The organism is Delftia tsuruhatensis, from assembly GCF_903815225.1.
Taxonomy (GTDB): domain Bacteria; phylum Pseudomonadota; class Gammaproteobacteria; order Burkholderiales; family Burkholderiaceae_C; genus Comamonas; species Comamonas tsuruhatensis_A.
Genome location: NZ_LR813084.1, coordinates 5703839 through 5723314 on the forward strand (window position 1 = coordinate 5703839; position 19476 = coordinate 5723314).

The 19476-nt window shown below is 69.2% G+C and carries 20 protein-coding genes; 5 read left to right on the top strand and 15 right to left on the bottom strand.

Features of this window, described 5'->3' with window-relative positions; translation table 11 throughout:
* Positions 1-24 precede the first annotated feature (24 nt).
* The 4 genes from tsaB (at position 25) to corA (ending at position 3346) form a co-directional block, all read left to right on the top strand.
* Positions 25-756 carry a tRNA (adenosine(37)-N6)-threonylcarbamoyltransferase complex dimerization subunit type 1 TsaB gene (gene tsaB, locus L1Z78_RS25965; protein ID WP_234639201.1) on the top strand — a complete coding sequence of 244 codons (732 nt, stop codon included), beginning with the start codon at positions 25-27 and terminating at the stop codon, positions 754-756.
* Entirely contained in the window at positions 753-1274 is a 522-nt protein-coding gene (rimI, locus tag L1Z78_RS25970; RefSeq protein ID WP_234639202.1) for a ribosomal protein S18-alanine N-acetyltransferase, read from the top strand. Before tsaB ends, rimI begins: the two co-directional genes overlap by 4 nt.
* Positions 1265-2185: a uracil-DNA glycosylase family protein gene (locus L1Z78_RS25975; protein WP_234639203.1), complete on the top strand. Its 921-nt coding sequence runs from the start codon at positions 1265-1267 to the stop codon at positions 2183-2185. Before rimI ends, L1Z78_RS25975 begins: the two co-directional genes overlap by 10 nt.
* Before the next feature lie 174 nt (positions 2186-2359).
* Positions 2360-3346, top strand: a complete 987-nt coding sequence (gene corA, locus L1Z78_RS25980) for a magnesium/cobalt transporter CorA (RefSeq protein WP_234639204.1) — start codon at positions 2360-2362, stop codon at positions 3344-3346.
* 31 nt (positions 3347-3377) lie between these two features.
* Here the strand turns inward: corA and L1Z78_RS25985 are convergent, their stop codons facing one another.
* From L1Z78_RS25985 to L1Z78_RS25995, 3 genes are read right to left on the bottom strand one after another with little or no spacing between them, the layout of a single operon-like run.
* Entirely contained in the window at positions 3378-3767 is a 390-nt protein-coding gene (locus L1Z78_RS25985; protein ID WP_234639205.1) for a RidA family protein, read from the bottom strand.
* Entirely contained in the window at positions 3757-4899 is a 1143-nt protein-coding gene (locus L1Z78_RS25990) for a DSD1 family PLP-dependent enzyme (protein WP_234639206.1), read from the bottom strand. Before L1Z78_RS25990 ends, L1Z78_RS25985 begins: the two co-directional genes overlap by 11 nt.
* A gap of 21 nt (positions 4900-4920) precedes the next feature.
* Positions 4921-5595: an HAD family hydrolase gene (locus L1Z78_RS25995; RefSeq protein WP_234639207.1), complete on the bottom strand. Its 675-nt coding sequence runs from the start codon at positions 5593-5595 to the stop codon at positions 4921-4923.
* 72 nt (positions 5596-5667) lie between these two features.
* Between L1Z78_RS25995 and L1Z78_RS26000 the strand changes: the two genes are divergently transcribed.
* Positions 5668-6576 carry a LysR family transcriptional regulator gene (locus L1Z78_RS26000; protein ID WP_234639208.1) on the top strand — a complete coding sequence of 303 codons (909 nt, stop codon included), beginning with the start codon at positions 5668-5670 and terminating at the stop codon, positions 6574-6576.
* Positions 6577-6582: 6 nt separating this feature from the next.
* Here L1Z78_RS26000 and L1Z78_RS26005 read toward each other — a convergent pair whose 3' ends face one another.
* Genes L1Z78_RS26005 through L1Z78_RS26060 form a run of 12 tightly spaced genes read right to left on the bottom strand, consistent with a single transcriptional unit; the run spans position 6583 to position 18993 of the window.
* Positions 6583-7872: an MFS transporter gene (locus L1Z78_RS26005; protein ID WP_234639209.1), complete on the bottom strand. Its 1290-nt coding sequence runs from the start codon at positions 7870-7872 to the stop codon at positions 6583-6585.
* Between the two features lie 29 nt (positions 7873-7901).
* Entirely contained in the window at positions 7902-8969 is a 1068-nt protein-coding gene (locus L1Z78_RS26010; protein WP_234639210.1) for a porin, read from the bottom strand.
* A 56-nt stretch (positions 8970-9025) separates the two neighbouring features.
* The gene (locus L1Z78_RS26015) at positions 9026-9985 is read right to left on the bottom strand and encodes a PDR/VanB family oxidoreductase (protein WP_234639211.1); all 960 of its coding nucleotides are present in this window, start codon (positions 9983-9985) and stop codon (positions 9026-9028) included.
* A complete protein-coding gene (locus L1Z78_RS26020; protein ID WP_234639212.1) occupies positions 9982-11007 on the bottom strand; it encodes an aromatic ring-hydroxylating oxygenase subunit alpha in 1026 nt (341 codons plus the stop codon). Before L1Z78_RS26020 ends, L1Z78_RS26015 begins: the two co-directional genes overlap by 4 nt.
* A gap of 23 nt (positions 11008-11030) precedes the next feature.
* Complete coding sequence (locus L1Z78_RS26025) at positions 11031-11252, bottom strand: recombinase-like helix-turn-helix domain-containing protein (RefSeq protein WP_234639213.1); 222 nt, start codon at positions 11250-11252, stop codon at positions 11031-11033.
* Between the two features lie 42 nt (positions 11253-11294).
* Complete coding sequence (locus tag L1Z78_RS26030) at positions 11295-12272, bottom strand: Bug family tripartite tricarboxylate transporter substrate binding protein (RefSeq protein WP_234639214.1); 978 nt, start codon at positions 12270-12272, stop codon at positions 11295-11297.
* Positions 12273-12324: 52 nt separating this feature from the next.
* Complete coding sequence (locus L1Z78_RS26035) at positions 12325-13287, bottom strand: VOC family protein (protein ID WP_234639215.1); 963 nt, start codon at positions 13285-13287, stop codon at positions 12325-12327.
* 9 nt (positions 13288-13296) lie between these two features.
* Entirely contained in the window at positions 13297-14772 is a 1476-nt protein-coding gene (locus L1Z78_RS26040) for an aldehyde dehydrogenase (protein WP_234639216.1), read from the bottom strand.
* Between the two features lie 35 nt (positions 14773-14807).
* Entirely contained in the window at positions 14808-16514 is a 1707-nt protein-coding gene (locus L1Z78_RS26045) for a thiamine pyrophosphate-binding protein (protein ID WP_234639217.1), read from the bottom strand.
* Positions 16515-16547: 33 nt separating this feature from the next.
* Positions 16548-17345: an SDR family oxidoreductase gene (locus L1Z78_RS26050; protein WP_234639218.1), complete on the bottom strand. Its 798-nt coding sequence runs from the start codon at positions 17343-17345 to the stop codon at positions 16548-16550.
* Positions 17338-18210 carry an IclR family transcriptional regulator gene (locus L1Z78_RS26055; RefSeq protein WP_234639219.1) on the bottom strand — a complete coding sequence of 291 codons (873 nt, stop codon included), beginning with the start codon at positions 18208-18210 and terminating at the stop codon, positions 17338-17340. The genes L1Z78_RS26050 and L1Z78_RS26055 overlap by 8 nt, the downstream gene beginning before the upstream one ends.
* A 12-nt stretch (positions 18211-18222) precedes the next feature.
* A complete protein-coding gene (locus tag L1Z78_RS26060; protein ID WP_234639220.1) occupies positions 18223-18993 on the bottom strand; it encodes an SDR family oxidoreductase in 771 nt (256 codons plus the stop codon).
* Positions 18994-19476: the final 483 nt, after the last annotated feature.

Here is a 19476-nt window from a genome sequence, read left to right on the forward strand (position 1 = left end):
GCGGCACCGCCGCCCGCCCACGCCATGAATCTCCTCGCCCTCGACACCAGTACCGACACCCTTTCCATCGCCGTGCAGCGCGGCGATGCCGTCTGGGAGCACAGCGGCCCCGGCGGCCCGCAGACCTCGACCCAGTTGATTCCGGCCATCCAGGCCCTGATGGCCGAGGCGGGCCTGGAGTTCGCCGAGCTGGCAGCCATCGTCTTCGGCCGCGGCCCGGGTTCGTTCACGGGCCTGCGCACGGCCTGCTCCGTGGCCCAGGGCCTGGCCTTCGGCGCCCGCGTGCCCGTGCTGCCCATGGACAGCCTGCTGGCCGTGGCCGAGCAGGCGCGCATGCAATGCGGCTGCACCGACCTGGTGGCCGTGCTCGATGCGCGCATGAACGAGGTCTACCACGCCGCCTACCACTACGGCGACGGCCGCTGGAACGACATCGGCGAGCACAGCGGCGACTTCGGCCTGTGCGCGCCCGAGGCGCTGCAGCTGCCGCCCGGTACCGTGGTCGCCGGTAACGCGCTGGCTGCCTATGGCGAGCGCCTGGCGCCCCAGGCCCGCCATGTGACGGCCCTGCCCACGGCCACCGCCATGCTGCGCCTGGCACCCGCCCAGCTGGCGGCCGACCGCGCACTGCCGGCCGACCAGGCCCTGCCGCGCTATATCCGCGATAAAGTGGCGCAGACCACCGCCGAGCGCGAGGCGGCCCGCGAGGCCGCCGCCAGCGCGCCGGCCCCCGGTGCCTCCCCGACCCAGCCATGAGCACGCATACGCCACAGCCTTCGCGACCGCAGCCCCCCCTGACCGATGCACCGCCGGCGCAGGACAGCGTGCGCTTCGAGCCGCTGAACATGCTGTGGCTGGATGCGCTGCTGCCCGTGGAACAGCAGGCCTATTCCCACCCCTGGACGCGCGGCAACTTCATCGACGCCATGGCGGCCGGCTACGAGACGCAGCTGCTGGTCGATGCCCGGGGCGAGCTGGTGGGCTACTTCGTGGCCATGACCGTGCTCGACGAGGTGCACCTGCTCAACATCACCGTGGCCCCGGCGCGCCAGCGCCAGGGCTGGGCCCGCATCCTGCTGGATGCGCTGGCCCTGTGGGCCCGCCAGCGCCAGGCCCACTGGATCTGGCTGGAAGTGCGCGAGAGCAATGCCCGCGCGCGCTCCATCTACGCCACGCATGGCTTCCAGGAAGTGGGCCTGCGCAAGAACTATTACCCGATGCACGACGGCCCGCGAGAGCACGCCGTGCTGATGAGCCTGAAGCTATGGCCCTGAACCTCGACGCCCGCCAGCGGGCCATGCTGCATGCCATGGGCATCACCGTCTGGCTGCCCGAACCCGAGGCCGCGCCCGCCGTGCTGTCACAGGCCCTGACCGTGGATGCGCCAGCCCCCGAGGCCGAGGCCGCTGCGCCAGCCCCCGTGGCGCGCCGGATACCGCCGCCCGCCCCGGTGCAGGAGGTCCCCGCTCCGGCAGAGCCTGCCGTGCCGGTTCCCGTGGCTGCACCGGCCCCGGCGCCAACGCCTGCGCCGGCTCCCCTTCCCCTGCCTGCCGAAAGCGCACGCGCGCCACGCCGCTATGTGCAGCAGCCCGTGGCCGGCGCACCGGGCCTGGGCTGGCGGCTGGGACCCGCAAGGCCCGTGTACCCGGCCACGCCCCCGGCGGGCGCTGGCGGTGAAGGCGGCTGGCTGATCCTGCTGGAGCCCCCGGCCAACTCCCTGCCCCTGCCGCCCGCGCAGCGCCCGGGACCGGAATGCGCGCGCACGGCGCTGGAAGGCGATGCCGCCCGGCTGCTGGACAACATGCTGCGCGCGCTGGACCTGCAGGACCACCCCCGCCTGTACAGCGCCGCCCTGCACCGCGTGCTGCCGCCGGCCGAGGGCCAGCCCGCGCCCGAAGTCCCGGCGCTGCAACCGTCCCTGGAGGCGCTGCTGCGTGAGCTGCGGCCGGCCTGCGTGCTGGTACTGGGCCTGGCCACGGCGCGCGCCGTGCTCCAGCGCCAGGACGCGCTGGGCCGGCTGCGCGCGGAGCCGCACCGCATCGCGGGCGTGCCTGCCGTGGTCAGCTACGACCCCAACTACCTGCTGCGCGCGCCCCAGGCCAAGGCTGGCGCCTGGGCCGACCTGTGCCATGCGCAGGCTTTCGTGACAGGCCGCCGGATACCCCCTGGACCGGCTTCCGAATAGGGCGGCCGGCCCGCATGTTGCAGCGCAACGCTGCATAATCCGATGCTTTGAATCTTGGAGAAAGCTCCGTGGAAACCTACCCCAGTTGGTAGCTTTCAACTCCCGGTCGGCCTGTGGGGTTGAAAGCACCCCCGCATCCCCCGCACGCCCATAAGAAGCACCTGGAGTGAGCCTATGCTCAACATCTTTACGCTGGCCAATGGCCGCCTGGTTCAAGAAGAGATCGAGTCGCTCGAGGAGCTTTCGCGATTCAAGCCCATCTGGGTGGACCTGGAGTCGCCCACGGTCGAGGAAAAGCGCTGGATCAAGCAGCACTACGAGCTGTCCATCCCCGAGGATGCGATGGACGACGACATCGAGGAGTCGGCCCGCTTCTACGAGGAAGACAACGGCGAGCTGCACATCCGCAGCGACTTCCTGATCGACGATGACGAGGACCCCCGCTCGGTGCGCGTGGCCTTCATCGTCAACGAGCACAACAAGAACCTGCGCAGCTGCGGCGTGCTGTTTTCCATCCACGACGAGGACGTGCCGGTCTTCCGTCTGCTGCGCATGCGCGCGCGCCGCGCGCCGGGCCTGATCGACGAGGCCAAGGACGTGCTGCTCAAGCTGTTCGATGCCGATGCCGAGTACTCGGCCGACACGCTGGAAGGCATCTACGACGACCTGGAGAAGGCCAGCAAGATGGTGCTGTCGGGCGACGTGACCGACGACGTGGCCCGCGAGGTGCTGGGCGCCATCGCGCGCCAGGAGGACCTGAACGGCCGCATCCGCCGCAACGTCATGGACACGCGCCGCGCCGTCAGCTTCATGATGCGCTCCAAGATGCTCAATGCCGAGCAGTTCGAGGAAGCGCGCCAGATCCTGCGCGACATCGAGTCGCTGGACAGCCATACGGCCTTCCTCTTCGACAAGATCAACTTCCTGATGGACGCCACCGTCGGCTTCATCAACATCAACCAGAACAAGATCATCAAGATCTTCTCCGTGGCCAGCGTGGCCCTGCTGCCGCCCACGCTGATCGCCAGCGTCTACGGCATGAATTTCCGCTTCATGCCCGAGCTGGAATGGGAGTTCGGCTACGTCTACGTCATCGGGCTCATGGTGCTCAGCGCCGTGGGGCCCATGCTCTACTTCCGCAAGCGCGGCTGGCTCAAATGACGCGGGCCGGCCCGCTCGGGCCGGCCGCTTCTCAGGCCAGCGCCACGGCCTCGACTTCCACCTTCAGCCCGAAATGCAGCGCCCCCGTGGGCACCACGGCACGCGCGGGCCGGTGCGCGCCCGCCCACTGGGCATAGATGCGGTCGAAGGCCGGCCAGTGGGCGATATCGTCCAGATAGATGCGCACCTGCAGCAGCCGCTCCACACCGCTGCCGGCCTGGTGCAATGCCGCCGCCAGGTTGGCCAGCGCCTGCCGCGCCTGCTCCTCGAAACCGGCATCGACCAGGCGCGTGCCATCCGGCCGTATCGGCAGTTGCCCGGACACGAAGACCAGGCCCTGGCCCGTGGTGGCGTGGCTGTAGTGGCCACCCGGCGGGGGCAATGGCGGCCCCGCCCTGCCGCCGTCGTGCTCACCAGCCATGCAGCCGCTCCCAGGGATGCACCGAGCCGTCCTGCGCCAGCGCCTGGTAGGCCGGGAACTGCGCCCCCGTGGCGCAGGCATGGTTGGGCAGGATGCGCAGCCGCGTCCCCAGCGGGAAACGTTCGGCGATGCCAGCCTCGGCCGTGCCGTCGGCGCGTGCGAGGATGCCGTGCTCCTGGTTGGCACCCGTGAGCACGAAGCCCTCCAGCACCCTTCCCTGCAGGTCGCAGACCTGGCCGTAGCCGAAGTCCTGTCGCTGCCTGGCCGTGCCCCGGTCACGGCTCATGGCCATCCAGCCCGCGTCCACGATGGCCCAGCCCTTGTCGCCCTGGTGGCCGATGACGGTGGCCAGCACCGACAGCGCGATGTCCTCGCTGCGGCACACGCCGATGTTGCGCATCACCAGGTCGAAGAACACATAGACGCCCGCGCGCACCTCGGTCACGCCCTCCAGCCCGTGCGACGAAAGCGCCGTGGGGGTGGAGCCCACGCTGACCACGGGACAGGGCAGGCCCGCCGCGCGCAGCGCCCGGGCGGCCTGCACGCAGCCGGCACGCTCTCGCTCGGCCAGCGCCTGAAGGGCCTCGGGCGTGTCCAGCTCATAGCTGGAGCCCGCATGGGTCAGCACACCGCCCAGGCGCATGCCACCGCCATGCAGCGCGTGGCCTATGGCCAGCAGCAGCGGCAGGTCGCCGGGCTGCACCCCGGAGCGGTGGCCATCGGTGTCGATCTCGATCCAGACCTCGAAGGCCTCGCCCTGGTCGCGGCCGAAGGCGACGATGGCCTCGGCCGCCGCCACGCTGTCCACGATGAGCTTGAGATCGCAGCCGCGCCGGCGCAGGTGCAGGGCCTGCGGCAGGCGGTGCGGCGCCATGCTCACGGCATAGAGGATGTCCGTCGTGCCCGCCGCGAAGAACTGCTCGGCCTCCTTCAGGGTGGAGACCGTGATGCCCGAGGCACCCGCCGCGCGCTGGGCGGCGGCCACGGGCAGGCTCTTGCTGGTCTTGACATGGGGGCGCAGGCGCACGCCCAGGGCATCCATGCGCTGCTGCATGCGGTCGATGTTGGCCTGCATGCGCGCCAGGTCGATGACGGCGGCAGGCGTGTCCAGGGTCAGAAGTGTGTCTTGCATGGTGGGTCTTGGAACGGAGGATCAACGGCCTGCGGCAAAGCCGCGCAGCCAGGACAGCGCCGGCGCCAGCGTGGGTGCTTCGGCCTCGGCCTGCGGCGCGCCCGTGGGGCACGACAAGCCCACGCGGTTGTGCCAGAACGTGCGCAGGCCCACGGCCGAGGTGCCGAACAGGTCATAGCCCGATCCGGCCACGAAGGCGGCCTGGTCCGCAGGCAGCCCCAGCCGGTCCAGCGCCAGCTGGTAGGGCCGGGGGTCGGGCTTGTAGAAGCCCGCGGCCTCGGAAGTCACCACCACATCCCAGTCCACGCCCAGCAGCGCGGCGGCACGTTGGCCCAGGCGTTCGGAGCAATTGGTCACCACAGCCAGGCGGCAGTGCGGGCGCAGGGCGGCCAGCAGCTCGCGCGCGCCATCCCAGGGCTGCAGCTGGTCCCACTGCGCCTCCAGCCGGTCGGCGGCCGAGGCGGGCAGGCCCCGGTTGCGGGCCGCCTCGCGCACCAGGTCTTCATAGGGCTGGTAGGCGCCGCAGCCATAGGTCAGGCGCAGGTATTCGGCGCGCCAGTCGCGCCCTGCGGCCTCGCTGCCGGCAGCGCTGTTCCATACCGTCCAGGAGTCGAGCAAGGCGGTCAGCAGGTCAAAAAGCACGGCGCGAGGCCAGGCGGCGGCGGTCGGTTCCGCCAGTGGGGCTGGGGTGTTCATGAGCTGGAACTGTACGGACGGAACCTGTGCCCGTGGTTAAATCCGCCGTCATCAATCGTTAAGGCAAATTGAATGATTGCCATCGAAGACCTGCAGCTTGCCGCCGCCCTGCTGCGCGAAAGCTCGCTGAGCGCCGCAGCCCGTGCGCTCGACGTGACGCCGCCCGCACTGTCCATGCGCCTGCGCCGGCTGGAGGCCGAACTGGGCCTGTCCCTGGCCAACCGCAGCGCCCGACGCCTGGCCCTGACCCCCGAGGGCGAGCGCTTCGGCCGCGAGGCCGTGCGCCTGCTGGGCCAGATCGAGGAACTGCGCGACTCGCTGCACGGCGACCAGCGCCAGTTGGGCGGCACGCTGCGCATTGCCGCGCCCTTCGGCTACGGGCGCAGCCGGCTGGCCCCGGCCCTGGTGCCCTTCACGCGCCAGCACCCGCAACTGAAGCTGCAGCTGGACCTGCGCGAAACGCCCTTCCCCGACCGCAACGATGCCGACGCCGTGCTCCACATCGGCGTGGTGCGCGACTCCTCCTGGGTGGCGCGCGAACTGGCCGCCAATGACCGCTGGCTGTGCGCCAGCCCCGACTACCTGCGCCGCCACGGCACGCCCGCCACGCCGCGCGAACTGCTGCAGCACGCCTGCATCTGCATCCGCGAGAACGAGGAGGACGTGACCCTGTGGCACCTGCACCCGGCCGCCAGCCGGCGCGCCGCGGACGGCCAGACCCTGCGCGTGAACCCGTCCTATGTGACCAACGACGGCGGCGTGGCCCGCCACTGGGCCGAGCAGGGACTGGGCCTTGTGCTGCGTTCGCAATGGGACATGGCGCCGGCCGTTGCCGAGGGCCGGCTGGTGCGCGTGCTGCAAGACTGGCATTTCGGCAGCGCGCCCGTCACCCTGCTCGTGCCCACGCGCAAGGGCCGCACGGCGCGCGTGCAGGCCCTGGTGACGTTTCTGGAGCAATGCGCCGCAGCGGGCGCGCTGTAGGGCGGATCAAGCCGCGCGCGCGGACGTGCCCTTGCCGTACTCGGTGCCCTGGCCACGCTCGCGCAGCCACAGCACCAGGCCGCAGAACATCACCACGAACTGCGTGCCCACCAGCATGCCGAAACCGGCCAGAAAGCCGCCACCGGCAGAGCGCGAGGTCCAGCCTATGACCGCGCCCATGACCGCCGGCATGAAGCCGGCCACCAGGCTGCCGGCTCCATTGACGACGCCATAGGCGCTGGCCACATGCTCGGGCCGCGCGCAATGCTGCACGGTGCTGGGAATCGCGGGGCTCATCAGGCCCCAGCAGAAGTTGGCCGCGATCAGGCAGCAGGCCGCCGCATAGCGGTCCTGCACGTGGATGGCCAGCCACACGGCCAGGGCCACGCCCAGGCTGCCGCCCACGAAGATCAGCGGCACCTGGCGCCGGGGCACGCGGTCGATGAGGATGCCGCCGATCAGCACGGCCAGCACCGTGGCGTACTGCGGCAGCGAGGCCAGCCAGCCCATCTCGCGCATCGAGAATCCGCGCGACTCCTGCAGATAGGCGGGCAGCCAGTTGCTGCTGCCCCACAGGTAGGCCAGGAAGGCCGCCGTCAGCAGCGTCACCAGCCCCAGATGGCGGGTGTGCAGCGCGCCGCGCACGATCTGCCCGACCTGGCCCACGGCCTGCCCCGGCGAGCGCGGGCGCGGCATGCCGGTCTCCACCCGGGGCATGCGGATGAAGGCCAGCACCAGCGGAATGCCCAGGGCGATGTTGATCAGGCCCAGCACATGGAACGAGGTCTGCCAGTCATGGCCGGCCACCAGGTAGCCGACCAGCGGATAGCCCACGGCCAGGCCCAGGCCCGTGCCCATGTTGACCAGGGAGTTGGGCTTGCCGTTCTCGTGGCTCTCGAAATGCGCCTTGATGTAGCTGGAAGCCAGCGAGAACAGCGGCCCCTCGGACACGCCCAGCAGGATGCGCGAGGCCAGCAGCAGGCCGTAGCTGTCCATGGCGGGCGACAGGAAGGTCACCACGCCCCACAGCAGCAGGCCCGCCACCAGGCTGCGCCGCACGCCGAACAGCGCCGCGCAGAACGGCGTCAGCACGAACGAGGAGACGCCGTAGCCCACCATGAAAGCCGTGGCCAGCAGGCCCTGGCGCGTGCGGTCGTCGGCCGTCAGGCCGATGTGTCCCAGGAAGCCCCGATCGGTGATGAGGATCGAGATGTTGATCCGGTCCACATAGGAGATGGCGACGATGATGAAGAGGCTGATCACCCCCCACCAGCGGGCCGCACGCATGTCTTTCATGGCAAGTCTCTATCGCCCGATGGGCTGTATCAGAAGAAGTGGCGCACGCCCACCTCGAAGCCTGAGGAGCGGCCGCCCAGCGTGGTGCCCGGGGCCGACAGGCCCTGCACGCCGATGGACTTGGCCGCGCCGTCCTTGTTCTTGAGGAAGGCCACCGTCCCGTAGACCTGGGTGCGCTTGGACAGGTTGTGCCCGTAGCCCACGCTGATCTTGTTCCAGTCGGCATTGCTGCCGTCGGTGTTGTAGTGGCCGTAGGAGGCCTTGAATTCGCCCATGCCCACGGGCGCGGTCACGCCCAGCTGCAGCGCCGTGACCTTGAGCGCGCCGCGCTTTTCGGTGGCCCACAGCAGCATGGGCTTGGCCACGCCGAAGTCCCAGCTCAGGCCGACGTTGCTGGCCTTGAGGTTGGTCGCATCGCTGTCGCCATAGAACTTGCCCGTGGCCAGCGCGCCGTTGAACGGCCCCTGGCGGTAGCCGAAGCGCAGGCCGCGGTAGTCGCCCTGGTTCTTGTTGGGCGCGCTGCGCGCCTGCTCGCCCATGGCGACCTGGACCTGGCCGTAGAAGCCGCCCAGGTTCTGGGGCAGGAAGTAGCTGACCGCGTTGCTGATCTGGATGGGCGCGCCGCCGGTGGCCGTGCCCGTGCCGGGAATGCCCAGCATGGTGAAGCCCATGGTGCCGCCCACGCCGTTGGTCAGGAAGGGATCGAAGATCAGCGTGCTCAGGAAGGTGGCCGAGTCATCGCGGCCCAGGCGCACTTCGCCGAAGTCGCCCGACAGGCTCACGGTGGAGCGGCGGTTGAAGCTCAGGCCGCCACCGCTGGCCTTGCCGGAGCCGCTGTCCACGTCCATGCCCGCTTCCAGCCAGAAGCCCGCACGCAGGCCGCCGCCCAGCTCTTCCGTGCCGCGAAAGCCGATGCGGCTGATGTTGGCGCCGCCCGTGGACAGGCCGGTCTTGGACGGGCCGGAGCCGTTCAGGTGCGTGACGCCGACATCGACGACGCCGAAGATCTCGACCTTGGACTGCGCCGAAGCGGCACCGGGCAAGGACGCCAGGCAGGCTAGCGCCACGCCCAGCATGGGCGTATGGATGGTTTTCATGGAATGTCTCCTCTAGGGGGTGGTTGGGTTGTGCCTTGCAGGTCGGATGGGCCTGTTCAGATATCCAGAACTAAACGGTCGCTCTTGCAGCCGGAGACGCAGACCATCATGACTTTGTTGCTGGCCTTTTCCTTGGGGCTGAGCACCGAGTCGCGGTGGTCCGGAATGCCTTCGAGCACGCGCGTCTCGCACGATCCGCAGACGCCTTCGCAGCAGCTGTGGTCCATCTGGATGCCGGCATCCAGCAGGGTGTCGAGCAGCGATTTGTCGGGCGTGATCTCGATGAAGCGGCCGCTGCGGCGCAGCTCCACCGTGTAGTTGCTGCGTGCGTCGTCGGCGGCCTTGACCTCGACAGGCGTGAAGCGCTCGACGTGGGCGTTGGCATGGCCCAGCTCGGCGCAGAACTTCTCGAAGGCGTCCAGCATGGGCGTGGGGCCGCAGGCGTAGTGGTGCGTGCCCGCGTCGGGCTGCCGTTGGGCCAGCAGCGCGCGCAGGTCGGGCGGGCCGCCGGCCTCGCTGTCGAAGTGCAGGTGCAGCGGCATGCCCAGCGCCTGCAGCTCTTCCAGGAAGGCCGCGCCCTTGCGCTCGCGGGCGAAGTACAGCATCTCGAACGAGCGGCCCTGGCCCTTGAGCCGGCGCGCCATGCACAGCAGCGGCGTGATGCCGATGCCGCCGGCCACCAGCACGGTGTGCGCGGCGCTTTCGTCCAGCGCGAAATGGTTGCGCGGCTCGGAGATGGTGATGGGCATGCCCACACGCAGCGACTCGTGCACGCAGCGCGAGCCGCCCCGGCTGGCGCGGTCGCGCAGCACGCCGACCACGTAGCGGTGGCGCTCTTCGCTGGGGTTGCTCAGCGAGTAGCTGCGCACCAGGCCGTTGGGCAGGTGCAGGTCGATGTGCGAGCCCGGCGTGAAGGCGGGGAACTCCCCGCCCGCCACGGGCCGCAGGTCCACGCTGATGGTGTCCTGGGCCTCGAAGCGCAGCGTGTGCACGAAGGCCTGGAGATTCGTGCTCATGATGCGGCGCCTTCGTCGATCTGCTCCTGCGCCAGGCGGCGCAGGTGGCGGCGCAGGCGCACCAGGCCGATGTCGTGCTGGTAGAGGTTCTCGCGCGCGTTGGCGTCGGCCTCCATCTGCTCCATCATGATCCGGTCCTGCTCCAGCACGGCCCAGTGGCGCGCTTCCAGGCGGTTGCGGTACAGGAAGCGCCAGGTGTCGCGCATCCAGCCTTGCACCTTGCGGCAGCGCCAGAAGAACACGGCGCACAGGTCGGCGCTGATGGGCGTGACGCAGGCGACGATGGCGAAGTTGCCGCCGGGGCCGCCGGTCTTGGGGTACGGGATCTCCAGGCGCATCCAGTGCACGCCCGTGCTGCCCCATTCGGTCCAGTCGAAGTTCACGCCGCGCTGGCCCACCTTCTCGAAGACAAAGCCGTCATCGGTCTCGCGCACCTGGAACGTGGCCTTGCTGTCGCCCTCGGCCATGGAGTGCGACTGCTTGTGCAGGAAGGTGCCGTGCATGGGGTCCATGACGTTGTCCAGCGCATAGCGGTAGTCGCTGCGCCACTCGGCATAGCACAGGAAATTCGAGTACTCGGGCGAGGTCAGCTCCTCGGGCAGCGTGAACTCGGGCGCCTCGTCAACGGCCTTGTCGCTGTTGTAGAGAAAGATGGCGCCATGCGCCTCGCGCACATGGAAGGCCAGCGCCGCGCGCGAGCCTTCGAGCTTGCAGCCGGGGCTGCCGGGCACCTTGGTCACCGTGCCGTCGCAGCGCACTTCCACGCCGTGGTAGGGGCAGGCGATGCGGTCGCCCAGGATCACGCCCTGGGACAGCGGCGCGCCCCGGTGCGGGCAGTGGTCTTCCAGCGCGTGGACCTGGCCGGCGGCATCGCGCCACAGCGCGATCTTGCGGCCGAAGCGGCGCAGCGACACGGGCTGGGTCTTGACGAAGTCCGAGGGGCAGACCGCGTACCAGAGGTTCTTCAGGCCCTTGTTCAGCAGGCCGTCCACCGGGTCGATGGTGATGGTTTGTACGTTCATGGGGCTCTCCTGTCCTGCGGATATCAATAGCCCAGGCGCGCCATCAGCGCCTGGAAGCCGGCTTCGGTCCAGGCCTCGCCGTTGTCGCAGCCGGGGCCGCTGCGGTTGAGATAGGCGACCAGCTCGGGCAGGGTCTGCACGCCCTCGCCGAAGGCGCGCTCTATGGAGTCTCCCAGCAGGTCCTCGAACAGGGTGGGGGCGCGCTCGCGCGCCTGGTGCGGCTCGAGATAGCGATCAGCGGCCATGGTTCTCTCCTTCGAAACTGTCTTGTGTGGGGTGGACTGCGCTCAGTCGGCGCGAATGTCCAGGTCTTTGATGAGCTTGCCGAAGCGATTGAAATCGGCGGCGTTCGTCTTTTCCAGACGCGCGGGCTCGCCGCCCGCAGGCAGCGCGCCGAAGGTGGCCATCTTGGAGACCACGTCGGGCATCTTCAGGATCTCGTTGAGGTGCGTGTTCAGCAGCTTCACCGTCTCGGGCGGCATGCCCTTGGGGCCGAACAGGCCCTGCCATGCGGACACTTCCACGTCCTTCACGCCCAGCTCGGACAGCGTGGGCACGTTGGGGGCCAGCGCGCTGCGCTGGCTGTCGGCCACGGCCAGGGCGGTGACCTTGCCGCCGACGTAGGGCGCGATCGGTCCCCAGGTCATGAAGGTCGTGGGCACATGGCCGCCGATCAGGTCGTTGACGGCAGGTGCCACGCCCTTGTAGGGAATGTGGGCGATGCGCGTGCCGGCGGCGCGGTTGAACATCTCGCCCAGGATGTGCATGGGCGAGCCGCTGCCGGGGCTGGCGTAGGTCAGGCCGTCGCGCTTGCCCTGGGCGATCAGGGTCTTCATGTCCTTGATGCCCGAGGCCTGGTTGACCGCCACGAACATGGGCTGCACGCTGGTCTGCACGATGGGCGTGAAGCCGTGCAGCACGTCGTAGCTGGAGCCCGAGGCCGTCTTGAGCACGAACTGCGCAATGGCGAAGGTATTGGGCGCCAGCAGCAGGGTGTAGCCGTCCGGCGCGGCCTTGGCCACATGCACGCTGCCGATGGTGCCGCTGGCACCGGGGCGGTTGTCCACCAGCACGGGCTGGCCCAGGCGCGTGGACAGCTTCTCGGCATACAGGCGCGCCATGGCGTCGGTATCGCCACCGGCCGGGTAGGCCACGATGATGGTGATGGGCTTGGCCGGATAGGCCTGGGCCATCGCGGTGCCGGACAGCGTGGCTGCAGCCAGGAATGCAGCGGCAAGAGAAACCTGGCGACGTGTCTTGTTCATGGTGGGGGCCGTGGGGTGGTTGGGTTGTGGGGGTAGGCCGTCAGGCGCGGTCTCAATGCCGCTTGTCTGTGATGAATTTCCCGTCGCTGGTACCCACGCCTTTTTGGCGCCGGGTGTTGCCGTCGATGCCGCCATCGATGGCCCATTCGGCAAACACCGTGGGGCCGGGCTCGAACTCGCGCGGCTGCCATTCGGCGGTGAGCTGGTCCTCGTCGGCGTAGTACTCGACCAGGGCGCCCGCAGGGTTCTTGAAGTACCAGAAGTAGGCCGAGGACACGGGATGGCGGCCCGGGCCCAGCTGGGTGTCCCAGCCGCAGCGCGAGATGTGCATGCCGCCGCCGAAGACCTCGTGGATGTCGCGCACCGTGAAGGCCACGTGGTTCAGGCCCGCGTCCCTGGCCGGGCGCTGCAGCAGGAAGATGTCGTGGTGGCCGCCGTCGGGCGCGCAGCGCAGGAAGGCGCCGCGCTCGGGGTAGCGGTCCGAGGCTGCGAAGCCGAAGTTGTCCACGTAGAAACGCTCGCAGGCCTGCACATCCTTGACGAAGAACACCACATGGCCGACCTCGATGGGCTGGGCGCGTTCGTAGGCCGGGCTGGCCTGGTTGACGCGGTCCTTGCGGTTCCAGGTGTTGTAGGCGGCGCCTTGCACATCCACATCACGCTTTTGCGTGACCTGCAGGCGCACGGACAGGCCGTTGGGATCGGTGCAGCCGATGCGGCCCTGGCCCTGCGAGAAGCCTGGCAGCGCGGCAATGCGGCTGGCGTACAGCGCAAGGTCTGCCTCGCTCTCCACGCCCCAGACCACTTCGCGCAGCGTGGGGCCGGCCTCGATGGCGGGCGGCAGTTCGGGATGGTCCACGGCAGCCACGATCACACGGCAGCCGTTGAGGGTCTCGAACACCAGCCGGTCGGCCTCTTCCTGCACCAGTGCCAGGCCCCAGTCCAGGAAGAAGCGGCGGCAGGTCGCCAGGTCGTCCGCGCCGTAGGTGATTTCGTCTATGCCCAGTACGCTCATGATCGCTCCTTAATTTGCCCAGGCCAGCGGGTGTTCGTTCAAGCCCCAGTACATGCTTTTCTGCTCCATGTACTGCTGTATGCCCAGCCGTCCCTTCTCGCGGCCCAGGCCGCTGTCGCGCCAGCCGCCGAAGGGTGTGGAGATGGAGAACTGCTTGTAGGTGTTGATCCAGACCGTGCCGGCCTGCACCGCGCGGCCAATGCGCCAGGCGCTCTTGTAGTCGCGCGTCCAGATGCCGGCGGCCAGCGCATAGACGCTGTCGTTGGCCTGGGCGAGCAGGTCGTCCTCGCTGTCGAAGGGCATGGCCACGAGCACGGGGCCGAAGATCTCCTGCTGGCAGATCTGCCAGTCGTTCTTCACGCCGTCGATGATGGTCGGGCGGTAGTAGTAGCCGCGCTCGAACTGCGCGCCCTCGGGCCGCTGGCCGCCTGTGAGCAGCCGGCCGCCTTCGGACAGGCCCAGGGCCACGTAGCTCTCGATGGATTCGCGGTGCTTCGCCGTGATCAGCGGGCCCATCTGCGTGCGCTCGTCGGCCGGGTCGCCCACCTGCAGCGCGGCGGCCTTGGCCGTCAGGCGCTCCATGAACGGGGCGTAGAGATTGCGCGCCACGAACAGGCGCGAGCCCGCGATGCACGACTCGCCCGAGGAGCTGAAGATGCCGTAGAGCACGCCGTTGACGGCGTGGTCGATATCGGCATCGGCCAGCACCATGGTGGCCGACTTGCCGCCCAGCTCCAGCGAGACCGGCATCATCTTGTCGGCCGCGATGTGGGCGATGTGCTTGCCCGTGGACGTGCCGCCCGTGAACGACACGCGCTTGACCAGCGGGTGCTTGGTGATGGCATCGCCGATCACCGAGCCCCGGCCCGGCAGCACGCTGACCAGGCCCTTGGGCACGCCGGCCTCTTCGCAGATCTTCGCCAGCTCCAGCGCCAGCAGCGGCGTGGCCTCGGCGGGCTTGACGACCACGGCATTGCCGGCGGCCAGCGCGGGCGCCAGCTTTTGCGCCTCGCTGGCGATCGGCGAGTTCCACGGCGTGATGGCCGCGACCACGCCCATGGGCTCGTAGACGCTCATGGTCATGAAGTCGCCGCGCGAGGGCGTGATGGTTTCCTCCATGGTCTCGCAGGCCGCCGCGATGTACTGGAAGGTGCCGGCGGCGCTGGCCACCAGGGCGCGCGTCTCGTTGATGGGCTTGCCGTTGTCCAGACGCTGCAACTGGGCCAGCGGCTCGGCGCGCTCGCGGATCAGCTGGGCCACGCGGTGCAGCACGGCCGCGCGCTCGTGGGGCTTTCTTTGCGCCCAGCCGCTGGTGCGAAAGGCGTGGTCGGCCTTCTGGATGGCCTCTTCCACATCCTCCAGGCTGGGCGCGCGCAGGCGGCCCACCACTTCGCCGGTGGCGGGATAGAGCGTGGTGGATTCGCCACCGCCGCCCAGGCGCCATTCGCCGGCGATATTGATGGGGAGCAGTTCCAGGTTCGACATGGTGAGCCTCTCTCGTTCGTTCGAATCCAGCCGCCTCAGGCGGCCTTGGTGGCCATGCTGGTGGCCGGGATCTGGTCCAGCTTGTTCACCGGCGGGCCCGAGAACGTGGCTTTGAAATTGCCGATGGCGCGCATGTCGATCTCCAGCAGGAAGGGACCCTTCTTTGTCCAGGCCGACTGGAGCACTGCCGGCAACTCCTTGAGGTCTTGCACGCGGGCATGGGGCAGCTGGATGGAGGCGCACAGCTGCGCGTAGTCGGGCGTGTGCAGTTCCACATAGCAGCGGCGGCCGCCGTAGGAGGCGTCCTGGATGTTCTGGATCACGCCGTAGCGCTGGTCGTTCATCAGCACGATCAGGGTGTCGCACTCCTCCTGCACCAGCGTGGCGAGTTCACCCAGGTTCAGGATGAAGCCGCCATCGCCCGCCAGGCCCAGCGTCTTGCGGCCCGAGCCGGTCACCGCCGCGCCCACGGCCGCGCCGATGGCCATGGGCATGCCCATACCGATGCCGCCGCCCGTGGCGTGCACGCCCGCGTTGGGCTCGAAAAAGCGCAGCTCGCGGTTGCCCCAGGTGCTGTTGGAGACGGTCACGTCACGCACCCAGTTGAAGTGGCGGCCCACGGCCCTTTGCAGCTCCTGCACCAGCACGCTGTACGGGCCCAGGCCGTCGCGCATGGTGGCCACGGCCTCGTCGTGCACCTGGCGCAGGTCGGCCAGCAGCTCGGGGTCGGCCTTGTAGCCGCGTGCCTCCAGCCGGTCGGCCAGGCCCGTCAGCGCCAGGGCCGAGTCGCCGCAGACGAAGCCGTCGTCGGCATAGCAGCGGCCCTGCTGGGCGGCGTCCACATCGATGCGCAGCAGCGGGCGCGGCAGCTTGAGTTCGTACTTCAGCGTCTCGTTGCTGCGCAGGCGCGTGCCCACGGCCAGCATGGCGTCGCAGCGCTGGTAGAAGGCCTCCACGGGCTTCTGGATGTTGTAGGCGCCCAGCGAGGCCGGATCGTCCTCGGCCACGATGCCGCGGCCCTGGCCCGTGCTGACGATGCCAAAGCCCAGCGCCTTCAGGCGCTGCACGGCCGCGACTGCGTGGCGTGCGCCGCCACCCAGCCACAGCAACGGGCGGCGTGCCTTGGCCAGCGTGTCGGCCAGCGCATCCAGCGATGCCTCGCTGGGCGCCAGCACGGCCACCGGCAGCGGCGACAGGTCGGCCGGCATGTCGATCACGGTCTGCTGGATGTCGATGGGGATCTCCACGCTCACCGGCCCCGTGGGCGCGGTCATCGCGGCCTGCACGGCCGCCTTGAGGGTGGACAGGCAGGTCTCGGCGCTGCGCACGCGGAACGCCGCCTTGGACACGGCGCCCAGCATGGTCAGCTGGTCCGGCGCCTCGTGGATGTACGACAGCTTCTGGTCCAGGTACTGCGTCTCGATCTGGCCCGTGATGTGCAGCAGCGGCGTTCCGGCCGTATAGGCCTCCACCAGGCTGCCGGCGATGTTGCCTGCGGCCGGGCCGGTGCTGGTGATGCACACGCCCAGGCTGGAGGTGGAACGCGCGCAGGCATCGGCCATGTTGCCGGCGCCGGCCTCGCCGCGCGCCATCACGAAGCGGACCCTGCCGCGCGCATGCATCGCGTCCAGGATGGGCATGTTGTGGATGGAGATCACGCCGAACGCGGCCTTGACTCCGCAGTGTTCGAGGAACTGGGCCACAACGGCGCCGACGGTGGTTTTGTTTGCGGTGGATGTCATGTTCTGCTTTGAAGCGTCTGGTGATCGAAGGCGCTACGCCTGCCGAGCAAGGCCGCCGGAAACATCGATGTGACTGCCGGTGGTGTACGAGGACAGGGGCGTGGCGAGATAGAAGATGGCGCGGGCGGCCTCGTCGGGCGAGCCCAGGCGGCCCAGGGGAATGGATTTCTTGCGAGCCAGCTCGGCGCTCCAGGCGTCCCAGTCCTGCGATTTGTCCTCGCGCGCCTCGAAGCGGCGACGCCACTGGCCGGACTCGATCAGGCCGACCAGGATGCCGTTGACGCGCACGCCCTTGGGCGCGAACTCGGTGGCCATGGAGCGCACCAGGTTCTTGAGGCCGGCGCGCGCGGCCGAGGTGGCCACCATGTGCGGCTCGGGCTGGGAGGCCAGCAGCGAGTTCACGCAGACGATGGCCGGCTGCGCCGTGCGTTCGAGCTGGGGCAGGAAGGCGCGCGTGGGATGCAGCACCGAGAAGAACTTCAGGTGCAGCTCCTCGGTCCAGGCCGCGTCGTCGGTGCTGGCGAAGGTCGAGACCCGGCCCTGGCCCGCGTTGTTCACGAGGATGGAGGCCGGACCCAGTTCCGCCTCGCTGTCACGGGCAAATTGCTGCACCTGGGCGGCGTCCAGTACATCGCAGGCCTGGGCGAACAGGCGGGCCTCGGGATGGCGTCCGCGCAGTTGCTGCACGGCCTGCTCCAGGCGTTCGGCGCTGCGCCCGCACAGGGCGACGCGCGCGCCCTGCGACAGCAGCAGATCGACCGTCGCCAGGCCGATGCCCGAAGAGCCGCCGGTGACGACGGCCGTGGTGTCCTTGAGTTGGGAATCAAACATGGCCGCCTCCTGCGCGCCGGGAATTGAGGGAAAGCAGCTGGGCCGTCTGCGCCTGCGGGCGGTAGTTCAGCAGCTCGGACAGCTCGGCCGCGGCGGCGCAGACGCCGGCGATCAGGTCTTCGGCGCGGCCGCCTTCGACATGCTGGGCCGCGATGGTCGTGCCCAGCGCCGCCACGACGCGGCCGCTGTGATCGCGCACGGGGGCGGCGATGGTGCAGATCGAGGCCTCGTAGAAGCCCTCGCTGAACACATGGCCGCGCGCGCGATCGGCCTCGACCAGGTTGAAAAGGTCGAGCACGGTCTTCGGTGTCTTGGGCGTGTGCGCCTCCAGGTGTTCCTCGGGATAGAGGGCCCGCAGCTCGGGCAGCGACAGGTCGGCCAGCAGCACGCGGCCCAGGGCCGTGGCATGCGCCGGCAGCCGCGTGCCCACGCGCACCGAGCTGGTCAGCGGCGTGGGCGGCGTGACCTTGGCCACGTAGACGATGGAGCGGCCGTCGCGCACGACGATGTTGCAGGGAAAGCGCGTGGCCTCGCACAGCCGCGCGATCACGGGCTGGCCCAGCTCGGTCAGGTCCATGGACGAGAGGAACTCGAATCCCAGGCGCAGCACGGACAGGCCCAGGCGGTAGTCGTTGCTGCCTTCGGTGCGCTGCAAGAAGCCCATGGCCTCCAGCGTGTTGAGCATGCGGAACACCGTGGCACGCGGCAGCTGCAGGCGGCGCGCCAGCTCGGGCGCACCCAGCGTGGCATTGCCGCGCCCGAACTCCTGCAGCAGGCGCAGGCCACGCTCCAGCGCGGGCACCATGTATTTGTCGGTACCGTTGTCCGCGCTCTCGGCGTTCTCGGAAGAGGTGGTGTCGGTCATGGCGAAACCCCTTCAATTCATCACGAAGCCGCCGTTGACGGGAAGGACCTGGCCAGTGACAAAGCGCGCGCCATCGGACAGCGCATAGGCCACGGCGCCCGACACATCCTCGGGCCGCTGCTCGCGCTGCAGCGCACGCTGGTCGATATACAGGCGGTGGCGGTGCTCGGGCACGTATTCCGTGGCCTCCACCAGCACCAGGCCCGGGGCCACGGCATTGATGGTGATGCCGTCGGCGCCCAGCTCGCGCGCCATGGAGCGCGTCATGGCCATCACGGCGCCCTTGCTGGCCACATAGGCCATCAGGTTGGGGGCGCCCCACAGGGCCGTGTCGGACGCCAGGTTGACGATGGCGCCCCGGCCGCTGTCGCGCAGCGCGGCGCGGCAGGCACGCGTCATCAGCCACACGCCGCGCACGTTGACGTTCATCACCTGGTCCCACTTGTCCAGGGAGATGTCGTCCATGCCCTTGCCGCCCGAATCGGTCACGGCCGCGTTGTTGACCAGGCCGTCCAGCCCGCCCAGCGCCTGCACCGCCTGCTGCGCGCAGCGCTTGATCGATTCCGGGTTGCCGGCATCCAGGCCGAAGCCGTGCGCCTCATGGCCCTGCGCGCGCAGCGTGGCCACGGACTGGGCCAGCAGCTCCTCGCGCAGATCGGCCATGGCGACACGCGCGCCCTGTTCGCAAAAGGCCTTGGCGAACGCAAAACCCAGGCCGCGGGCCGAGCCTGTGACCAGGATGCGGCGGCCGGCGAGCAGGCCTGTGGAGGGCGTGGTGTTCATGGCGTTCCTCAATCGAAGGGGGTTTGTGTCTGTTTCAAATTTGAAATGACACTTTTTTCTTGAAACAAGCGTGAGTTTAGGACTGATGGGGTGGTGAGCTATCAGGGAAAACACGGAGGCGTGTGGGAAATGGATGACAGAGGTGTGTCGGGGTGTGTGTTTTCGAGGCTTTTTTGATGCTTCCTTGGTCTGCTTTAGACGCATGCCCGGCCGGCGGGCAGAGGCCGGGTTTCGGCCCGGCGGCCGACCTACTTTCTTGTCTTGCTACAAGAAAGTAGGCAAAGAAAAGCACCCGAATGCCCGCGACCCCTGCGCTTCGCTCCGGGGCAACCTGCGTCGTGGCGGTTGCGGGGCGTTGTTGCGGGCCGTCGCTACGCTCGGCCCTGGTTTGAAAGCGAGCGCAGCGATGCGTTGGCTGTTGGCTGTTGGCTGTTGGCTGTTGGCTGTTGGCTGTTGGCTGCTGGCTGCTGGCTGCTGGCTGCT

Coding starts and splice junctions, on each gene's coding strand:
- tsaB (WP_234639201.1), top strand. CDS start 25: ATGAATCTCCTCGCCCTCGACACCAGTACCGACACCCTTTCCATCGCC.
- rimI (WP_234639202.1), top strand. CDS start 753: ATGAGCACGCATACGCCACAGCCTTCGCGACCGCAGCCCCCCCTGACC.
- L1Z78_RS25975 (WP_234639203.1), top strand. CDS start 1,265: ATGGCCCTGAACCTCGACGCCCGCCAGCGGGCCATGCTGCATGCCATG.
- corA (WP_234639204.1), top strand. CDS start 2,360: ATGCTCAACATCTTTACGCTGGCCAATGGCCGCCTGGTTCAAGAAGAG.
- L1Z78_RS25985 (WP_234639205.1), bottom strand. CDS start 3,767: ATGGCTGGTGAGCACGACGGCGGCAGGGCGGGGCCGCCATTGCCCCCG.
- L1Z78_RS25990 (WP_234639206.1), bottom strand. CDS start 4,899: ATGCAAGACACACTTCTGACCCTGGACACGCCTGCCGCCGTCATCGAC.
- L1Z78_RS25995 (WP_234639207.1), bottom strand. CDS start 5,595: ATGAACACCCCAGCCCCACTGGCGGAACCGACCGCCGCCGCCTGGCCT.
- L1Z78_RS26000 (WP_234639208.1), top strand. CDS start 5,668: ATGATTGCCATCGAAGACCTGCAGCTTGCCGCCGCCCTGCTGCGCGAA.
- L1Z78_RS26005 (WP_234639209.1), bottom strand. CDS start 7,872: ATGAAAGACATGCGTGCGGCCCGCTGGTGGGGGGTGATCAGCCTCTTC.
- L1Z78_RS26010 (WP_234639210.1), bottom strand. CDS start 8,969: ATGAAAACCATCCATACGCCCATGCTGGGCGTGGCGCTAGCCTGCCTG.
- L1Z78_RS26015 (WP_234639211.1), bottom strand. CDS start 9,985: ATGAGCACGAATCTCCAGGCCTTCGTGCACACGCTGCGCTTCGAGGCC.
- L1Z78_RS26020 (WP_234639212.1), bottom strand. CDS start 11,007: ATGAACGTACAAACCATCACCATCGACCCGGTGGACGGCCTGCTGAAC.
- L1Z78_RS26025 (WP_234639213.1), bottom strand. CDS start 11,252: ATGGCCGCTGATCGCTATCTCGAGCCGCACCAGGCGCGCGAGCGCGCC.
- L1Z78_RS26030 (WP_234639214.1), bottom strand. CDS start 12,272: ATGAACAAGACACGTCGCCAGGTTTCTCTTGCCGCTGCATTCCTGGCT.
- L1Z78_RS26035 (WP_234639215.1), bottom strand. CDS start 13,287: ATGAGCGTACTGGGCATAGACGAAATCACCTACGGCGCGGACGACCTG.
- L1Z78_RS26040 (WP_234639216.1), bottom strand. CDS start 14,772: ATGTCGAACCTGGAACTGCTCCCCATCAATATCGCCGGCGAATGGCGC.
- L1Z78_RS26045 (WP_234639217.1), bottom strand. CDS start 16,514: ATGACATCCACCGCAAACAAAACCACCGTCGGCGCCGTTGTGGCCCAG.
- L1Z78_RS26050 (WP_234639218.1), bottom strand. CDS start 17,345: ATGTTTGATTCCCAACTCAAGGACACCACGGCCGTCGTCACCGGCGGC.
- L1Z78_RS26055 (WP_234639219.1), bottom strand. CDS start 18,210: ATGACCGACACCACCTCTTCCGAGAACGCCGAGAGCGCGGACAACGGT.
- L1Z78_RS26060 (WP_234639220.1), bottom strand. CDS start 18,993: ATGAACACCACGCCCTCCACAGGCCTGCTCGCCGGCCGCCGCATCCTG.